Annotated in this window: 16 protein-coding genes and 1 pseudogene; 9 read left to right on the top strand and 8 right to left on the bottom strand. The window is 61.2% G+C overall.

The genetic code is table 11. The annotated features are described in order from the left end of the window. Positions 1–145 precede the first annotated feature (145 nt). Genes AC0IYS_RS02010 through AC0IYS_RS02045 form a run of 8 tightly spaced genes read left to right on the top strand, consistent with a single transcriptional unit; the run spans position 146 to position 6,468 of the window. On the top strand, positions 146–649 hold the full coding sequence (locus AC0IYS_RS02010) for a (2Fe-2S)-binding protein (protein WP_471703610.1): 504 nt from the start codon (positions 146–148) through the stop codon (positions 647–649). After that, positions 646–2,832 (top strand): xanthine dehydrogenase family protein molybdopterin-binding subunit, encoded by a 2,187-nt coding sequence (locus tag AC0IYS_RS02015; protein ID WP_471703611.1) that lies wholly within the window; start codon positions 646–648, stop codon positions 2,830–2,832. The genes AC0IYS_RS02010 and AC0IYS_RS02015 overlap by 4 nt, the downstream gene beginning before the upstream one ends. A 5-nt stretch (positions 2,833–2,837) precedes the next feature. Continuing rightward, positions 2,838–3,299, top strand: a complete 462-nt coding sequence (gene soxX / locus AC0IYS_RS02020) for a sulfur oxidation c-type cytochrome SoxX (RefSeq protein WP_471703612.1) — start codon at positions 2,838–2,840, stop codon at positions 3,297–3,299. After that, on the top strand, positions 3,296–3,748 hold the full coding sequence (locus tag AC0IYS_RS02025) for a SoxY-related AACIE arm protein (RefSeq protein ID WP_471703613.1): 453 nt from the start codon (positions 3,296–3,298) through the stop codon (positions 3,746–3,748). Before soxX ends, AC0IYS_RS02025 begins: the two co-directional genes overlap by 4 nt. Then, positions 3,748–4,074 carry a thiosulfate oxidation carrier complex protein SoxZ gene (gene soxZ, locus AC0IYS_RS02030; protein WP_471703614.1) on the top strand — a complete coding sequence of 109 codons (327 nt, stop codon included), beginning with the start codon at positions 3,748–3,750 and terminating at the stop codon, positions 4,072–4,074. The genes AC0IYS_RS02025 and soxZ overlap by 1 nt, the downstream gene beginning before the upstream one ends. Next, a complete protein-coding gene (soxA, locus tag AC0IYS_RS02035; RefSeq protein WP_471703615.1) occupies positions 4,071–4,844 on the top strand; it encodes a sulfur oxidation c-type cytochrome SoxA in 774 nt (257 codons plus the stop codon). The genes soxZ and soxA overlap by 4 nt, the downstream gene beginning before the upstream one ends. 26 nt (positions 4,845–4,870) lie before the next feature. Further along, positions 4,871–5,194 carry a c-type cytochrome gene (locus tag AC0IYS_RS02040; RefSeq protein ID WP_471703616.1) on the top strand — a complete coding sequence of 108 codons (324 nt, stop codon included), beginning with the start codon at positions 4,871–4,873 and terminating at the stop codon, positions 5,192–5,194. After that, positions 5,191–6,468 (top strand): FCSD flavin-binding domain-containing protein, encoded by a 1,278-nt coding sequence (locus AC0IYS_RS02045; protein WP_471703617.1) that lies wholly within the window; start codon positions 5,191–5,193, stop codon positions 6,466–6,468. The genes AC0IYS_RS02040 and AC0IYS_RS02045 overlap by 4 nt, the downstream gene beginning before the upstream one ends. 4 nt (positions 6,469–6,472) lie before the next feature. Here the strand turns inward: AC0IYS_RS02045 and AC0IYS_RS02050 are convergent, their stop codons facing one another. Then, complete coding sequence (locus AC0IYS_RS02050; protein WP_471703618.1) at positions 6,473–7,213, bottom strand: substrate-binding periplasmic protein; 741 nt, start codon at positions 7,211–7,213, stop codon at positions 6,473–6,475. Between the two features lie 54 nt (positions 7,214–7,267). Continuing rightward, the gene (locus tag AC0IYS_RS02055; protein ID WP_471703619.1) at positions 7,268–8,905 is read right to left on the bottom strand and encodes a YsnF/AvaK domain-containing protein; all 1,638 of its coding nucleotides are present in this window, start codon (positions 8,903–8,905) and stop codon (positions 7,268–7,270) included. A gap of 188 nt (positions 8,906–9,093) precedes the next feature. On the opposite strand from AC0IYS_RS02055, the gene AC0IYS_RS02060 reads away from it, so the two are divergent. Continuing rightward, positions 9,094–10,092 (top strand): hypothetical protein, encoded by a 999-nt coding sequence (locus tag AC0IYS_RS02060; protein ID WP_471703620.1) that lies wholly within the window; start codon positions 9,094–9,096, stop codon positions 10,090–10,092. A 206-nt stretch (positions 10,093–10,298) separates the two neighbouring features. On the opposite strand, the gene AC0IYS_RS02065 is transcribed toward AC0IYS_RS02060, so the two are convergent. The 6 genes and pseudogenes from AC0IYS_RS02065 to AC0IYS_RS02090 all read right to left on the bottom strand — a co-directional run bounded on the left by AC0IYS_RS02065 (position 10,299) and on the right by AC0IYS_RS02090 (position 15,548). Next, positions 10,299–10,901 (bottom strand): Wadjet anti-phage system protein JetD domain-containing protein, encoded by a 603-nt coding sequence (locus AC0IYS_RS02065; RefSeq protein WP_471703621.1) that lies wholly within the window; start codon positions 10,899–10,901, stop codon positions 10,299–10,301. 31 nt (positions 10,902–10,932) lie between these two features. After that, positions 10,933–11,175, bottom strand: a pseudogene (locus AC0IYS_RS02070) (nucleotidyltransferase domain-containing protein); the annotation flags it as partial. Positions 11,176–11,359: 184 nt separating this feature from the next. After that, entirely contained in the window at positions 11,360–12,241 is an 882-nt protein-coding gene (locus tag AC0IYS_RS02075) for a PoNe immunity protein domain-containing protein (protein WP_471703622.1), read from the bottom strand. A gap of 13 nt (positions 12,242–12,254) precedes the next feature. Beyond that, positions 12,255–13,970 carry a PoNe immunity protein domain-containing protein gene (locus tag AC0IYS_RS02080; RefSeq protein ID WP_471703623.1) on the bottom strand — a complete coding sequence of 572 codons (1,716 nt, stop codon included), beginning with the start codon at positions 13,968–13,970 and terminating at the stop codon, positions 12,255–12,257. 211 nt (positions 13,971–14,181) lie between these two features. Next, positions 14,182–14,550 (bottom strand): hypothetical protein, encoded by a 369-nt coding sequence (locus tag AC0IYS_RS02085; protein ID WP_471703624.1) that lies wholly within the window; start codon positions 14,548–14,550, stop codon positions 14,182–14,184. Between the two features lie 20 nt (positions 14,551–14,570). Next, entirely contained in the window at positions 14,571–15,548 is a 978-nt protein-coding gene (locus AC0IYS_RS02090) for a PoNe immunity protein domain-containing protein (protein ID WP_471703625.1), read from the bottom strand. Positions 15,549–15,554 lie beyond the last annotated feature (6 nt).

A 15,554-nucleotide genomic window follows, 5' to 3' on the forward strand; every position in this document is an offset into this window, starting at 1 on the left:
TAACGATTCAAAGTCTATTGATCTGGAGCACGAAAAACTTTGATCCAAGTCAAGAATGGAAATATTCCATACATGCTGCAGAGTTAATGTAGTGGGTGTAGTATCACCAGCGGTGTAATCGGCAACCAGAATCCAGGAGAAGTGCATGGCTAAATTGAACGTCAACGGCGCGGTGCGCGAATTCGAGGCGGAGGATGACACGCCGTTGTTGTGGGTCATACGCGAACAACTGGGGCTGACCGGCACCAAGTACGGCTGCGGCGTGGCGCAATGCGGCGCCTGCACCGTGCATATCGACGGCGAACCGACGCGCAGCTGCGTGCGGCCGGTGTCCACCGTCACCGCCGAACAAAAGATCACCACCATCGAGGGCTTGTCCAAGGACGGCTCGCACGCGATCCAGAAGGCCTGGGCCGCGCTGGACGTGCCGCAGTGCGGCTTCTGCCAGTCCGGCATGATCATGGCCGCCGCCGCGCTGATACGCGACAAGCCGAAGGCCACCGACGCCGACATCGATATGGCGATGACCAATATCTGCCGATGCGGCACTTACAACCGGGTGAGGGCGGCGATCCATGTGGTGGTCAAGGGCGGCGATCCGAAAAGCGCCGGCCTGAATATCCAGCACGTGGAAGGAGGCAAGGTATGAGCGGCGCACCTGTAAGTTCGGTCTCGCGTCGCGGCTTCCTCAAGGGCGCGGCCGTCGGCAGCCTGGTGGTGGCGTTTCATATTCCATTCGAGGCGGTGGCGCAGGGCGCGCCGGCCTCCAAGGGCACGCCCGAGGTCAACGCCTGGGTGGTCGTCAAGCCGGACGACACGATCGTGATCCGCATCGCCCGCTCCGAGATGGGCCAGGGCACGCTGACCGGCCTGGCGCAACTGGTGGCCGAGGAGCTGGACGCCGACTGGAGCAAAGTCACCACCGAATATCCGACCCCGGGGCAGAACCTGGCGCGCAAACGCGTCTGGGGCAGCTTCTCCACCGGCGGCAGCCGTGGCATCCGCGAATCGCACGACCTGGTACGCAAGGGCGGCGCCACCGCGCGCACCTTGTTGGTGCAGGCGGCCGCCGATGCGTGGAAGGTGCCCTCGTCCGAATGCGTGGCGGCCGTCAGCGTGATCACGCACGAGGCGAGCGGACGCTCCATCAGCTACGGCAAGGTGGCGGAGGCGGCGTCGAAGCTGAGCCCTCCGGCGGAGGTGATGCTGAAGGATCCGAAGGACTGGAAGCTGGTCGGCAAGCGCCTGGCGCGCCTGGACACGGTGGACAAGACCACCGGGGCGCAAATCTACGGCATGGACATCAAGATGCCCGGCCTGCTCAACGCGGCCATCAAGGATTGTCCGGTGTTCGGCGGCACCGTCAAGAGCTTCGACGCGAGCGCGATCGAAAAGCGTCCCGGCGTGAAGAAGGTGTTCAAGGTCGGCGACAGCGCGGTCGCGGTGGTGGCCGACACATGGTGGCGCGCCAAGTCGGCTTTGGATGCCTTGCCCATCGAATGGGACAAGGGGCCGAACGCGAATTTGTCGAGCAAGGACGTGGCGGCGACGTTGAAGGCGGCGCTCGACGCGCCCGACGCCGTGGTCGGCAATTCGAACGGCGACGCCAGGGCTGCGATCAAGTCGGCCGCGCGCACCATCGAGGCGGTGTATTCGTACCCGTGGCAGAACCACGCGACGATGGAGACCATGAACGCAACCGCGCTCTGGACGCCGGAGCGTTGCGAAGTGTGGACGCCGACGCAAAACGGCGAGGCCGCGCTGGCCGCGACGTCCGAGGCGGCCGGTCTGCCGGCGGCCAAGTGCGACGTCTACAAGATGCACCTGGGCGGCGGCTTCGGACGGCGCGGCGCCTCGCACGACTGGGTGACGCAGGCGGTGAAGATCGCCAGGGAGATGCCGGGCGTACCGGTGAAGCTGATCTGGACGCGCGAAGAGGACATGCTGCATGGCCGCTACCATCCGATCACGCAGTGCAAGCTGACCGCCGGCCTGGATGCCAAGGGCAATATCACCGGCCTGCACATGCGCATCGCCGGCCAGTCGATCCTCGCTTCGCTGGGCATGGCCATCAAGAATGGCAAGGACCCTGTGGTGTTCCAGGGGCTTAACGCGCCGGGGCCGGAGGCGTCGATCGGCTATTCGTTCCCGAATCTGCTGATCGATCACGCGATGCGCAATCCGCCGGTGCCTGCGGGCTTCTGGCGCGGCGTGAACCTGAACCAGAATACGATTTACCTGGAATGCTTCCTCGACGAGATAGCCTTCGCCACCAAGCAGGACCCGCTGGCGCTGCGCCGCAAGCTGATGGCCGAGCATCCCAAGCATCTGGCGGTGCTGAACGCGGTGGCCGAGAAGGCCGGCTGGGGCAAGCCGGCGAAAAAGGGCGTGTATCGCGGCCTGGCGCAGACGATGGGCTTCGGCAGCTACGTTGCCGCATGTGCCGAGGTGTCGGTCGATGCAAAAACCGGCAAGGTCAGGATTTTGCGCATCGTCGCCGCGACCGATCCGGGCTACGCGGTCAATCCGCAGCAGATCGAGGCGCAGATCGAAGGCTCGTTTGTGTATGGGTTGTCGGCGTCGTTGTACGGCGAGTGCACCTTGAAGGATGGGCAGATCGAGCAGTCCAACTTCGATACCTACCAGGTGCTCAAGCTCGACGAGATGCCGAAGGTGGAGACCATCATCATGCCGTCCGGTGGATTCTGGGGCGGCGTGGGCGAGCCGACCATCGCGGTGGCCGCGCCGGCCGTGCTGAATGCGATCTTCGCCGCCACCGGCAAGCGGATACGCGACCTGCCGCTGAAGAACCATAGCTTGAAGAAGGCGTAGGAAGAATGGCGGCGTGGCTGGCGCTGGCGGCCTGCATCGCCTTGGCGGCGGTTGCCGTCGCGCCGCCTGCCGCCGCCGATCCCGGTTACGTGATCTCCGGCGACGGCATCGCCGCGCCGCTGGCCGGCGCTGTCGCCGGCGATGCGGTGCGCGGCCGCGCGCTGGTGGCCAGCCGGCAGGCCAGCCTTTGTCTGTTGTGCCATACCGGTCCGATTCCCGAAGAACGCTTCCAGGGCAATCTGGCGCCCGACCTGCAAGGCGCGGGCCGTCGCTGGAACGAGGCACAGCTTCGCTTGCGCATCGTGGATGCCAGCCATTTCAACCCCGAGACGATCATGCCTTCCTATTACAAGCCCGCTGGCCTGAACCGCGTGGCGCCGGCCTTCCGGGACAAGACGATATTGACCGCGCAGCAGATCGAGGACGTCGTGGCCTGGCTGCTGACGCTGAAGGAGCAAACACCATGAAGCGTCGCGATATGCTGGCCGCCGCAGGAACCGGGCTGGCGATGCTGGCGCTGGTGCGCCCGGCCTTCGCCACCACCGAGGAGATGGCGGCGGCGATCGATACCTTCACCGGCGGCGCCAAGCCGACGGAGGGCAAGGTGACGTTCGAGATCGCGCAGCTGATCGATAACGGCAATGCGGTGCCGGTGACGATCGCCGTCGACAGCGCGATGACGGCCGCCGACCATGTCAGCGCGATCGCCATTTTCAACGAGCGCAATCCACAGACCGACGTGGCGGTGTTTACGCTTGGTCCGCGCGCCGGCAAGGCGCAGGTGTCGACGCGCATTCGGCTGGCGACCTCGCAGAAGCTGACGGCGGTGGCGCGCATGAGCGACGGCAGCTATCGGTCCAAATCCGTGAGCGTGATCGTGGCGCTGGCGGCCTGTATCGAAGGGGAGGCTCCCTGATGGCGCGAGCGTTGATCCATATGCCGGCAACGGCCAGGCGCGGCGAAGTGATCGAGATCCGCGCGCTGATCGGACATCCGATGGAGACCGGTTACCGTCCCGGCGCCGACGGCAAGCTTATCCCGCGCGACATCATCCGCAAGTTTGCATGCCGCTACAACGGTGAACAGGTCTTCGGCGCCGAGCTGCATCAGGCGGTGTCCGCCAATCCGTATATCAGCTTCTTCACGGTCGCCATGGAGACTGGGACCCTGGAGTTCACGTGGGAGGGCGATAACGGCTTCGCCCAGACGGAGAAGATGAATTTGACGGTGGGACCGGCATGAGCCGCAGGCTGGGCGGCGCGTTGTGCTGCCTCGCCGGGGCGTTGATGTTGGGCGCTGTCAGCGCCGACGATGCGCGCCGCTCCGGCAGTGAGTTCATGAGCGCTTCCACGCAGGCGATGCAGCGCGACGACACGCTCAATCCCGCGATGTTGTGGATCAGCGGTGGCGAGGCGCAGTGGGGCGCCGCGGCAGGCAAGAGCGGCAAGTCCTGCGCCAGCTGCCATGGCGAGGCGAATCAGAGCATGCGCGGCGTGGCGGCGCGTTATCCGGCCTTTCACGCCGGGAGCAAGATGACGATCAATCTCGGTCAGCGCATCAATGTATGCCGCCAGGAGAAGCAGCAGGCGCCGGCGCTGCGCGCCGAGAGCGAGGAGCTGCTTGGGCTGGAGGCGTATGTGGCGATGCAGTCGCGCGGCATGCCGGTGGAGCCGCCGCAGGATGCGGGGACCAAGGCGTCGGCCGCGCGCGGCAAGGAGCTGTATGTGCAGCGCATCGGGCAGTTGAATTTGTCGTGCGCGCAGTGTCACGATCAGCGAGCGGGCGGACGTTTGGCCGGCAGCATGATACCGCAGGCGCATGCCGCCGCGTATCCGATCTACCGGCTGGAGTGGCAGGCGATGGGATCTTTACAGCGTCGGCTGCGCAACTGCATGAGCGGCGTGCGCGCCGAGGTGCCGGCGTTCGGCGCGCAGGAGCTGGTGGATCTGGAAGCCTGGCTGGCCGTGCGCGACAAGGGTATGAAGATGGAGACGCCAGGCGTAAGGCCGTAGGACCCATTATTTTAAGGAGAGTGCCGATGCTATTGAAGATTCTCACGCTGGCGGGGCTGTCGCTGGTTGCCGCCGGTGCCGGCGCGACGACCATTTCCCCCGGCGCGCGCCTCGCCGCCAACTGCGCCGCATGCCACGGCACCAATGGCGACACCAAGAACGCGCCGAATTTCGCAACCCTGCCCGGCCTGGCCGGGCAGCCCCGCGAAAATCTGGCCGCCAGCCTGCGGGCCTTTAAATCCGGCGCCCGCCCGTCGACCATCATGACGCAAATCGCCAAGGGCTACACCGACGAACAGATCGAACTGCTGGCGGCCTTCTTCGCCGCGCAGAAGAAGGCGACGCCATGAAGCGCCGTCAATTCATCCAGGCCGCCGGCGCAGGCGCCTTGCTGGCATCGACGGCCGGTTGCGCCGGCATCGGCGGCAAGGCCAGGCCGCAGGTGGTGGTGGTCGGCGGCGGCTACGGCGGCGCCACCGCCGCCCGCTATGTGCGCATGTGGAGCGAAGGCGCGATCGACGTCACGCTGATCGAGCCGGATGCCGGCTTCATCTCTTGTCCGCTATCGAACCTGGTGCTGGGCGGATCGCGCGGCATCGCCGATTTGTCGCTGTCATATGACGCGCTGGCCGGCAAACACGGCGTGCGCATCCTGCGAGATACCGTGACGGCAATCGACGCCGACAAACGCACGCTGGCGCTGGCCGGCGGGCAGACGCTGTCCTACGACCGCTTGATCGTGTCGCCGGGCGTGGAGTTCATGTGGGACCAGCTGCCCGGCATGCTGAAGCCGGGCGCGCGCCAGACGGTGCTGCATGCGTGGAAGGCCGGGGCGCAAACTGTCGCGCTGCGAGCGCAGTTGGAGGCGATGCCCGACGGCGGCGTGTTCGCGATGACCATTCCGCCTGCGCCGTATCGCTGTCCTCCGGGACCGTATGAGCGCGCGTCGCAGATCGCCTTCTACTTCAGCCGCCACAAGCCGAAATCGAAGTTGCTGATCCTGGACGCCAATGACGATGTGGTGTCCAAGGGGCCGCTGTTCAAGAAGGTGTGGAAGGAGCGTTATGGCGGCATTATCGAATACCGGCCGTCCTTCAGAACCGCCGATATCGATGCGGCATCACGCACGGCGGTGTCGGAACTGGGGGATCGGGTGCGGGCGGATGTGCTCAATGTGATTCCGCCGCAGCGGGCCGGGGCGATCGCGGTGCAGAGTGGTTTGGCCAATGCCAACGGCCGATGGTGTGGCGTGGACTTCCTCGGTTTTGAATCGACGCAGGCGAAGAATATCCACGTGCTGGGGGATGCGATTCAGGTGTCGCCGTTGATGCCCAAGTCGGCGCACATGGCCAACCAGCATGCCAAGGTGTGCGCGGCGGCGGTGGTGGATTTGCTCAACGGCCGCGCGCCCGATCCGCATCCGATGCTGACCAATACCTGCTACAGCTTCGTGTCGGACAAGGACGTGATTCATGTCGCTTCCGTTCACGCGTACAACGCGGAGCAGAAGACGTTGCTGGTGGTGTCGGGCTCGGGAGGCGTATCGACGGGACCGAGCGCGCTGGAGGGCGAATATGCGATGAACTGGGCGCGCAACATCTGGGCCGATACCCTGGGCGCGTGATCGCTTACCGGTACCGCGCCAAAATCTGCTCGACGCTGCCATCCTTGAGCATGGTCTCTATGACACTATTGACCTGCTCGAAAGGCACCTGCGATTTGCGCGAGAATGCGCATTGCGCCTTGAAATTGATAAAAACCAGCTCCGGACGTAAATGCAGCGCCGGATACTGGCGCTGCAGGTAGGACATCGTGGTCTCGCCGATCACCGCATACTGCGTCTTGCCGGCCAAAATCTGCTGGACATTTTGATCGATCGTGAGCGCATCGACACGCGCGAATCCCTTGCCCAGCACCTGCTCGAGACGCGGATAGCGGTACCCCGTCACCGTGCCCACCGGCTTGTTGCGCAAGCCCCGCAACGAGCCGACCTGCGGCGCGTCGCCGCGCGCGACCACCATTTCGGTGTCCGGCAGCAGCGGCGTGCTCCAGTTGTAGTCGCCATCGATCCAGAACGGCATCACATAGCACATGCCGTCGGCGCGGCCGCTGGTCAGCACCTGCTTGACGTCCGGCACGTCGACGCTGATATAGACTGCGCGCCGCCCCAGTCGCCTGGCCATGGCGTCGCCCAGGTCCTTGAGGATGCCGCCCGTCAGGATGCCGTTCTCGAAGCGCACGATCGGCATGGCCTGGTCCAGCGGCGCGATCATGATGTATTCCCCCGGCGCGGCGTGCGCGGTGGTCGAGGCGCATAGCGGCAAGATCGTCAGCAACGTGGCCGCTATGCGCAGGGCGGTTTTCAGCATGTCCGGTTATCCTGAAGGAGGGTATTCCCCCATTATAAGGCGGACGAGGCCGCCTCAGGACGTCATGCGATCCCAGCCTTCGCGGACGGCCGCCTTGAACTTCTCCCATCCCGATTGCGGATAGCTGCTTTCCCAGTTGCTGCGCAGCTCGGGTTCGACGTCGTTCCACTGCCGGCCCCGGTAAGAGTCGTGGGACGCCATCGACGAACCGTAGCGGTAGGCCGGGTCGTAGTCCTCGTAGCTGCCGCCGCCGCTGGCGTAGTTGCTTTGCCAGTGGGTGCGGAAGTGGGTGTCGAGGTCGGGCGCGATTTGTTCGACCTCGACGCCGGTGCTGCGCACGGTGTCGCTGATCTGCTCCTGCCGCTGCGAGACCTCCTTGCCGACGACGACCTCCTCGACCACGCGCGCGGTCTTTTGCACCACCGCCTCCTCGGCGCTTTCGCGCAGTTCGAAGGATTTTTCCTGGAACGCCGGCACCTGGTCCGGCGCGATGGCCTGGTCCACCGGATGACGCTCGATCGTCACGTGTTCCTCGCGCAGGGTGACGTCTTCCCGCACCGGCGTTTCGATCACGCGCTGGTAGACGCGCACGCCGCCGCGCTGCACGGTGCGCTTGCCCACCTTGAGCTCCTCCTGGATGACGGGGATCGCCTGCTCCTCGGTGGTGGTGCGCTGCATCGAGGCGGCCTCGGCCGACGTGGCGCCGCCTTGCATGCCGCCCATGGCGCCTTGCATGGTGGCGGTGGTTGCCGACGGCGCGCCTTGCATCGAACCGGGGATGGCCGCCTGCGCGTCCTGCATCGAGCTGGAGGCGCTCGCCATGCCGCCCTGCTGCGCGCCCTGGTAGGCTTGCGGCGGCACTTGTCCCGACAAGCCCTGCTGCTCGTCGATGTCGAGCGGGCCGAAGCCTTCGAGGATGTCGGCGGCGCGTTCGATGTCGCCTTCGGTGCCGGCGTCCACCGTCAGCACGGTGTGGCCCCGGTTGATGGCGCTGCTGTAGGCCTGTTTATCGGCGTGCTCGTCGTTGCCGAATATGCTGCTGAAGAAATGCATGATGCTGCCGCCGATGCTGTCGTCGGTGCCCGCTGCCGTGCCCGTTTGAGTGCTCGCTTGTGTAAGCGTGCCGGTGCCCGAGGCCAGCCGTACTGCGCTGCTGCTAAAACCTGCGTTGAGCAGCTCTGCCTTGGCGCGGTCGGCATCGCCGCGTTGTTCGAATACTGCCGCCAGTGTGTGTGCCATGGTTGCTTCCTTGGTGAGTGTGAATGAAGGTTGCCCGCCGTCCCCGTTGTCGAAACGCTCGACCGTCACGTGCTCCGCGCGCAGTGGCACCGTTTCCTGGTGCCGGCTGGCGTGGCGCAGCCGCGTAATGTGCAGTTCCTCCTTGATCCGGTAGCGCTTTTCCACCACCAGTACTTCTTCCAGGACCGGAACGATGAAGGTGTCGCCCTCATAGCGCGCGGCGGGAGGCGCGCTGACGACGCGGTCGACCGGCACATGCCGGACGTCGATTTCGTCATGCCACAAGGTCTGATCGACTTGCTGCCGATGGCTGCGCACCCGCTTGTGCACTCGCACGCCACGGCCGGTGTCGGCCAGACGCGTGTCCACGTGCAGCTGCTCCTGGAACACGGGCAGCGTGACCGTCTCGCCTTCGGCGGCGTGCTGCGGTGGAATGTCGGATTCGTTGGCCATTTGGAGGTGCGCCGGCGCTAGCAACGGGATAGCCAGTCTACGTCCGCGCCGCGCGGGTGAGCGCCCGTTTGCCCGCTAGAAAAAAGGACGATTGGTTTTCCTGCAGGCAAGCGAGCGCTGAGTTTGCTGCTTACCACGTAGACTAATTTTTCGTATCGACCCCATCCGTTTAACCGAAGGAGCCCATCATGACCCACACACTGGCAGCCGTATTTGAAACCCGCGCCGAGGCCACCCAGGCTCAGGAAGAACTGATCTTGAATGGCTTCGATCGCGGCAGCATCCGGATCAGCGATTCCGGCAGCGCCGCCGGGCGCGCCCGCATCGACGACGACGCATCGATCCTTGGCAACGTCAAGCAGATGTTCAGCGAGCTGATCGGCCGCGAGCACGCCGACCGCCATGTCTACGCCGAAGCGCTGAATCGCGGGCACACCGTGCTGACCGTCGAATCCGAGGACCTGGCCAAGGCCGACCTGGCCGCCGACATCGTCGAAGATTTCAACCCGATCGACATCGACGAGCATGAAACGATGTGGCGCGCCAGCGGCTGGACCGGCGCGGAAATCCTGCGCAGCGGCACCGGCATGCAGCAAACCTCGATGGGCGCGCTGCAAAGCACCCCCGAGCCGGCGCTGCAAAGCGCACCCGAGCCGCACGGCATCCGTCCGCGCGAGGAGGCGGTCGAGTTCGTCCGCTCCGAGCAGGGCATGCTGACGCAGGGCTCGCTGCAGCGCGGCGAGATGATCTCGCCGGACGGCCCGTTCGCCGGCGATCCGCTGGCCGAGGGGCAGCGCACGGTGCAGCGCAGCGGCATGCGCATCTATCCGCGCGATGTCGCCGCCGGCGCCAACGAGGACAGCCTGAATATCCTGCGCGGCGAGCGCGTGGATGAGCTTGATAGCGGGGCGAACCAGGATAGTTTGAACATCCTGCGTGGCGACAGCGACGGCGATGAGTATTTCCGCTCGCACTGGGAGAAGACTTATACCGGCGGCACGTACCAGGAATACAACCCGGCGTATCAATATGGCGAGTCGATGGCCGGCAGCCCGGCGTATCAGGACAAGCCGTGGGAGCACGCCGAGCCCGAGCTGCGCACGACCTGGGAGAACACCTATCCGCAGTCGAACTGGGAAAAGTTCAAGGAGGCGGTGCGGGCCGGTTGGGATCGTGTGACGAAGTAAGTGTTATTGGGGCGCTTGGCGGATTACGGCGTGCCGCCTAATCCGCCCTACGTGGATCACGAACGGATCGACGGTCAACGGTCATCGCGATCGCCACCGCTTGTCACCGCCAAACGTTGGCCGTACCCACGAATGAACCACGGAGACACGTAGGGCGGATTAGCGTAGCGTAATCCGCCATGCTTGCGTTTCGGCGACGGCGTCTTTCAACGTCGGCCAAGCGAAATCCCAACCGATGCGCTCCTGCTCCAGCCGCGGCTTTTGCCCCCACGCATTTTCTGCAGCGCGGCATAAACGGCACGCTCTTCCATCGTCAACTCGGCAAAGTCATCCACCGCGTGCTGCGATCGTTCCTCCGTCCAATGCGTCGAAAATCGCAACATTGTTGTTTCATCCATCATCACCGACACCAGATGCGGAAACCGCTTGCGCGCTTGATGCAAAATGGCGTAGCCGTGCGTGTCGATGTCGCCCCAATAGATGCAAGCCGCGTTATTGATCCAATGTACCGCCGCCAGCGCCTCAACTGCATAACCCAGCCCCATGAAGGCCACCGCGCCAGGCAGATCCTCCAACGCCAGCCCGGTCTGCAGATTTTCCACGATGATCACGGTCGATGGCCGCCACGGAATACCGGCCAGAGATTCCACCGGTGCGCTGATGTCGCCCAAGCCACCGGCCATCGCCCTCAAAGTCGGATCGAGCACCCGCATGCGCACCAGCGACGGCGCGCGCTTGAGCCCGCACAACTGGTGGAAATCCTTGCCGCCGGCGTCGCCGTCCGCCGACGCGGCGACCAGCTCCGCCACCACACTCTTGCGCGGCTCCAGCCATTTGCTTTTAAGGCAAGCGGTGGGAGGTGGCGTGGCCGGGTGCTTGACCCGCTTCGTAGAGCGCAATACCGTCATCGATCATCGCTTGTTTGCGGGCCGGGTTGGTGGCCTGATGCCATAGCTCCACATCCAGTCTGAAGAGGATGGGCAGGTCGTCCAGCGCCATCCATACGATGGAGAATTCGCGGTCCGACATGGTTGGCGCGATAACGGCAAGGTCGATGTCCGACTGCGGGCGATACCTGCCCGCCGCGCGTGAGCCCTAGATCAGGACTCGTTCGATCTTTGGGAACCGGGCAAAAACCTCGCATAGCGAGTCGCGGATCGTTTCGCTCAGGCCGAAGAGGAGTTTTTCGGTAGTCCGCTTATTCATGTTTGCAGCTGGCGTGCGTTTTATCCTCGATACGTTTCCTTTAGCAGTGTTCCTAAAGTGTTCATTGCGAGCGGTAGTCGCCATGGTGGGAGTAGGTCAGGTCTGTCCTTCCTTCGGTGTAGCGGTCTTCTTTCCGTAATTTCCGCCCATAGTCCAGTAGATCTGTTGGGTAGACTATATGGCTGATCTGGCTGTCGTCCAGGTCGAGTATGTAGACGGCCGCAGCCGCTTCGAATGCCCAGTACCCGTAATAGCCTAGCTTGCTCTCTGTCAGATGTTCGTTGTACCAGCGCAAATGATCTTTCATGGCGGGATACCACTGCTTTAGATATGTTTGGAGAAGGCCGAGTGTCTTTTGTTCGTCCAGTTCGTAGAAAACTTGCAGCAGTGTGTCGTACGGTTCACCAAGCACGCAAGAATCAAGCGCCATTTCATCGTCGATGTACCCGCCGATTAGTTGCTCGACAAGGGCGTCTTCACCTCGATGGCTGCGCAGTATGTGGATTATGCGCATGACTGAGCGGCGGTCGCGCAGCAATATAGCAATGCTCAGGAGCTGGAGAGTGTTTTCGTAATCGCCCAAGGTCTTGAAATCCGGTGCCGCCGAGTACTCATATGGGCCGTATTCGGGGAATTCTAGTGAGGCCTCCTGTTGAAAGGTTTGCTCGACATCATTCCAGGTCTCAAAGGCGTCAACGATGTCGGCGATACGAGGCGCCAATTCATCAATAGGCGCCCCGGCCGTGTAATCGAGCATCCAAAGCCATAAAGCCTCTAAATGCAAGAAACGATGCACAGAGGAATTCTCGTGGGTTGAATCGGCCATTTCCTTGTTTTTGAGCTGACCATCAATCAACGCGAGTTGATTTGCGCGCGTCTTCTGATACATGTCTTCGTTAAGAAACTGCTGGCGGCGGCGCTCATGAAATGGCAAATTCTTCATAGTTGACTGTCCGCTAAAGGACGCCTGTTTTGCGCGGGATGCCGCGTGCGTAATCGACCAGATATTTAGGATATACCAGCTCGTCACGATAGCTGGAGTCATCGATGTCGTAGAGGTAAGTGAAGGCGCCAGCGCACATCGCCCAGTAGCCGTCGTAGGGAGTAAACGCTGGCTTGATTTTTTCATGCTGCCCCCAGAAGTGGGCCTGCCCTTCCATATCGGGGTACCAGCTTTGTACGTAGCTCTTCATTGCTGCTCGCATCTCGTCTTGCGTCTCGCTATCGATGGCATCGAGCAGTTTGCGGTATGGCTTCTCCCACAGCCATTGATCCAATTCGGGCCGACCCGGCAGGAAGAATTTGAACAGTTCCTCCAGCACTGCGTCGACGCCGTCAAAGTCTGTTCCTTCGTTCAACGCACATATCCTGCCTATCAGGTCCTCGCGCCTCAACAGAATAGCCACAGCGACGATGTTCAAGTAGCGCACATATGTATTGATGAGATCGTTCATGATGAAGGGCGGATGGTATTGGCTCTCCGGCAGCTGTCCGAGAGCGTCGACGTAGCGTTCGTAAGCCACTACCACCTCTTCGAGCGAGCTTGCGAGTATTGCTGGACTCTCGCCGGCTGTATACCTCAACTTGAATATGACCCAACTGTCAAACGCTCTCGCTCGCAGGTTTCTGCATAGCTCCTCTTGCGATAGGCCAGGAACTAAGGTCCCGCTGGTTTCAGCCTCAAGCTGAGCAATAGTGTTGTGGTAGCTCTCTTCATCGAGAAAGATTTGACGCCGCCTCTGTTTGAATTCTGAATTTTTCATTCGCGAAGTCCTGATCCTGGCCAGGGCTGGCCTTCCTCGCCGGGGGGCGGACTGAGACGCGGGATACCGGCTGGTGTAGCGCTCCTCCTCCCGCAATTTACGGCCATAGTCCAGCAGGTCTTTTGGATAGACCAAGTGGTTGATCTGACTGTCGTCCAAGTCCAGGAGGTAGACCGCCGCAGCCGCCTCGAATGCCCAGTAGCCGTAATAGCCGGCGTAGCCCTCCTTGCTGACATTCAGGTGCTCGTCATACCAGCGCGGATGATCCTTCATGGAGGGATACCGTTCCTTGAGATACTGCTGAACAAGGTCGAGCGTTTTCTGTTCGTCCTCTTCATAGAAGACTTGCAGCAGGATATTGTACGGGTCCTCAAGCACGCACGACGACAGCGCCATGCCATCTTCGATGTATCCGCCAATTAATTGTTCAAAGAGCCCATCTTCACCTCGGTGGCTTCGCAGTATGTGAATGATGCGTTTGACCGAGTGGAGATCACGCAGCAATATGGCGATGCTCACTAGCTGAAGGGTGTCCTCATAATCAAACAGGATTGAAAAGTCCGGTGCGGCGCGGTATTTGTACGGTCCGTATTCCGGGAACTCCAGCGCGGCCTCTTTTTGGAACGCTTGTTCGATATCGTTCCATTCCTCAAACGCGTCGACTATGCAAGCTATCCGTGGCGCTAATTCCGCAACCGGAACGCCTGCTGTGTAGTCGATCATCCAGATCCAGAAAGCTTCCAAATAGAGAAAGCGATGAGCGATGGACTGGTCCTCGGCCATTTCTGGAAATTGCTTGTTTTTAAGTTGGCCTTCAATCAGCAATATCTGATTCGCACGTGTTTTCTCATAAAGATCTTCGTTAAGAAACTGCTGACGGCGACGTTCATGAAATGGCAAATTCTTCATAGTTGATTTCGTTACAGGACGTCTGTTTTGCGCGGGATGCTGCGTGCGTAATCGACCAGGTCTTTGGGATATACCAACTCGTCACGGTAGCTGGAGTCATCTATGTCGTAAAGCTAGGTGAAGGCGCCAGCGCACATCGCCCAGTACCCGAAATACGGCGTGAATTCCGGTTTGATCTTTTCATGCTTCCCCCAGAAGTGAACTTTTCCTTTCATATGGCGACGGCTACCATGTTCAGATAGTCGACATAGGTGTCGATCATGTCGTTCATGATGAACGGAGGGTAGTCGTCGTCGTCTGGAACCTCATCCAGACAGGAAATCCAGCGCTCATAAGCGATCACGATGGTGTCCAGGGAATCCGCTAGCGCCGTTAGGCTTTCGCCAGCCGTATATTGCAGCTGGAAAATTATCCAGCTATCCAGGGCGGCGAATCGCATATCTTTACACCTGTCAATCAGAGGCAAATTTTGTGGGGACGCGAAAGCGTCCTCGGCCACCAACTGGGCGACCGTATTTCGGTAGCTCTGTTCGTCGAGGTAAATTTGGCGTCGATGATTGAAGTCGATCGGGGTCAGCACTTGTAGGCTATCGTCAACTATTAACCCTCTAGCCATTGCCAAATGGTCAGGCCGTACTCCGTATCGGGAAAGACTGGCATGACTGCCCCCTTGGAGAAGTGCGCCTGGCTTCCCGCTTTTGCCGGCGAAAACCACTGGCCGGACTTTGGACAGGGTTCACCACCCGCTACGCGTAACGGCTTAGTATTGGTCTGTTGCGTTGCATCGTTGCTCGGGATGCTGCGGGCGTAATCGACGAGGTCTTTGGGATACACCATCTCATTTCGGTATGACGCGTCGTCAATATTGTAGAGATAGGTGAAGGCTCCCGCGCACATGGCCCAATAGCCATTGTAAGGGGTAAATTCGGGCTTAATTTTTTCATGTTTGCCCCAGAAGATAGCCTGTCCCTTCATGTCGGCATACCATGTTTTTACGTAGGTTTTCATTTCCGCCGCCATCTCAGCCGCGTTATCGCTGTCGATGGCGTCGAGTAGTTTACGGTAAGGTTTATCCCACAGCCATTGGTCCAAATCGGGGCGGTCCGGAATGTAGAACTTGAACAGTTCTTCTAGCACAGCGTCGACTTCGTCAAAGTCCGTGCCTTCGTTCAACGCGCAGATTCTCCCGACCAAGTCTTCACGTCGCAATAAGATGGCGGTCGAAACGAGACTTAAGTAATCCACATATGTGTCAATGAGATCGTTCATGACGAACGGCGGATAATAATCTTCATCTGGTAGATTGTTCAATGCATCGACCCAACGTTCATACGCAACGACGATCTCGTCAAGGGTATTTGCCAAGTCCGTGAGGGACTCCCCTGCGGTATATTTGAGTTTGAATATCGTCCATGTGTCAATTGCGGTTAATTGTAGATCCCTACATGCATCAACCGCGGCCAGCCCTGGGCTGGACTCGACTGAATTTTCAGCTATAAGTTGGGCGACCGTATTACGATAGCTCTCTTCATCGAGATAGATTTGACGGCGTTTAGCTCTGAATTCTGAATTTTTCATTACTTG

The sequence above is a fragment of the Duganella sp. AC237 genome (assembly GCF_979254035.1).

What these genes read in the sequence shown, in the direction of transcription:
- AC0IYS_RS02045 (WP_471703617.1), top strand. Translation starts at nt 5,191, where the DNA reads ATGAAGCGCCGTCAATTCATCCAGGCCGCCGGCGCAGGCGCCTTGCTG.
- AC0IYS_RS02055 (WP_471703619.1), bottom strand. Translation starts at nt 8,905, where the DNA reads ATGGCCAACGAATCCGACATTCCACCGCAGCACGCCGCCGAAGGCGAG.
- AC0IYS_RS02050 (WP_471703618.1), bottom strand. Translation starts at nt 7,213, where the DNA reads ATGCTGAAAACCGCCCTGCGCATAGCGGCCACGTTGCTGACGATCTTG.
- AC0IYS_RS02025 (WP_471703613.1), top strand. Translation starts at nt 3,296, where the DNA reads ATGAAGCGTCGCGATATGCTGGCCGCCGCAGGAACCGGGCTGGCGATG.
- AC0IYS_RS02090 (WP_471703625.1), bottom strand. Translation starts at nt 15,548, where the DNA reads ATGAAAAATTCAGAATTCAGAGCTAAACGCCGTCAAATCTATCTCGAT.
- soxZ (WP_471703614.1), top strand. Translation starts at nt 3,748, where the DNA reads ATGGCGCGAGCGTTGATCCATATGCCGGCAACGGCCAGGCGCGGCGAA.
- AC0IYS_RS02060 (WP_471703620.1), top strand. Translation starts at nt 9,094, where the DNA reads ATGACCCACACACTGGCAGCCGTATTTGAAACCCGCGCCGAGGCCACC.
- soxX (WP_471703612.1), top strand. Translation starts at nt 2,838, where the DNA reads ATGGCGGCGTGGCTGGCGCTGGCGGCCTGCATCGCCTTGGCGGCGGTT.
- soxA (WP_471703615.1), top strand. Translation starts at nt 4,071, where the DNA reads ATGAGCCGCAGGCTGGGCGGCGCGTTGTGCTGCCTCGCCGGGGCGTTG.
- AC0IYS_RS02075 (WP_471703622.1), bottom strand. Translation starts at nt 12,241, where the DNA reads ATGAAGAATTTGCCATTTCATGAGCGCCGCCGCCAGCAGTTTCTTAAC.
- AC0IYS_RS02040 (WP_471703616.1), top strand. Translation starts at nt 4,871, where the DNA reads ATGCTATTGAAGATTCTCACGCTGGCGGGGCTGTCGCTGGTTGCCGCC.
- AC0IYS_RS02010 (WP_471703610.1), top strand. Translation starts at nt 146, where the DNA reads ATGGCTAAATTGAACGTCAACGGCGCGGTGCGCGAATTCGAGGCGGAG.
- AC0IYS_RS02080 (WP_471703623.1), bottom strand. Translation starts at nt 13,970, where the DNA reads ATGAAGAATTTGCCATTTCATGAACGTCGCCGTCAGCAGTTTCTTAAC.
- AC0IYS_RS02015 (WP_471703611.1), top strand. Translation starts at nt 646, where the DNA reads ATGAGCGGCGCACCTGTAAGTTCGGTCTCGCGTCGCGGCTTCCTCAAG.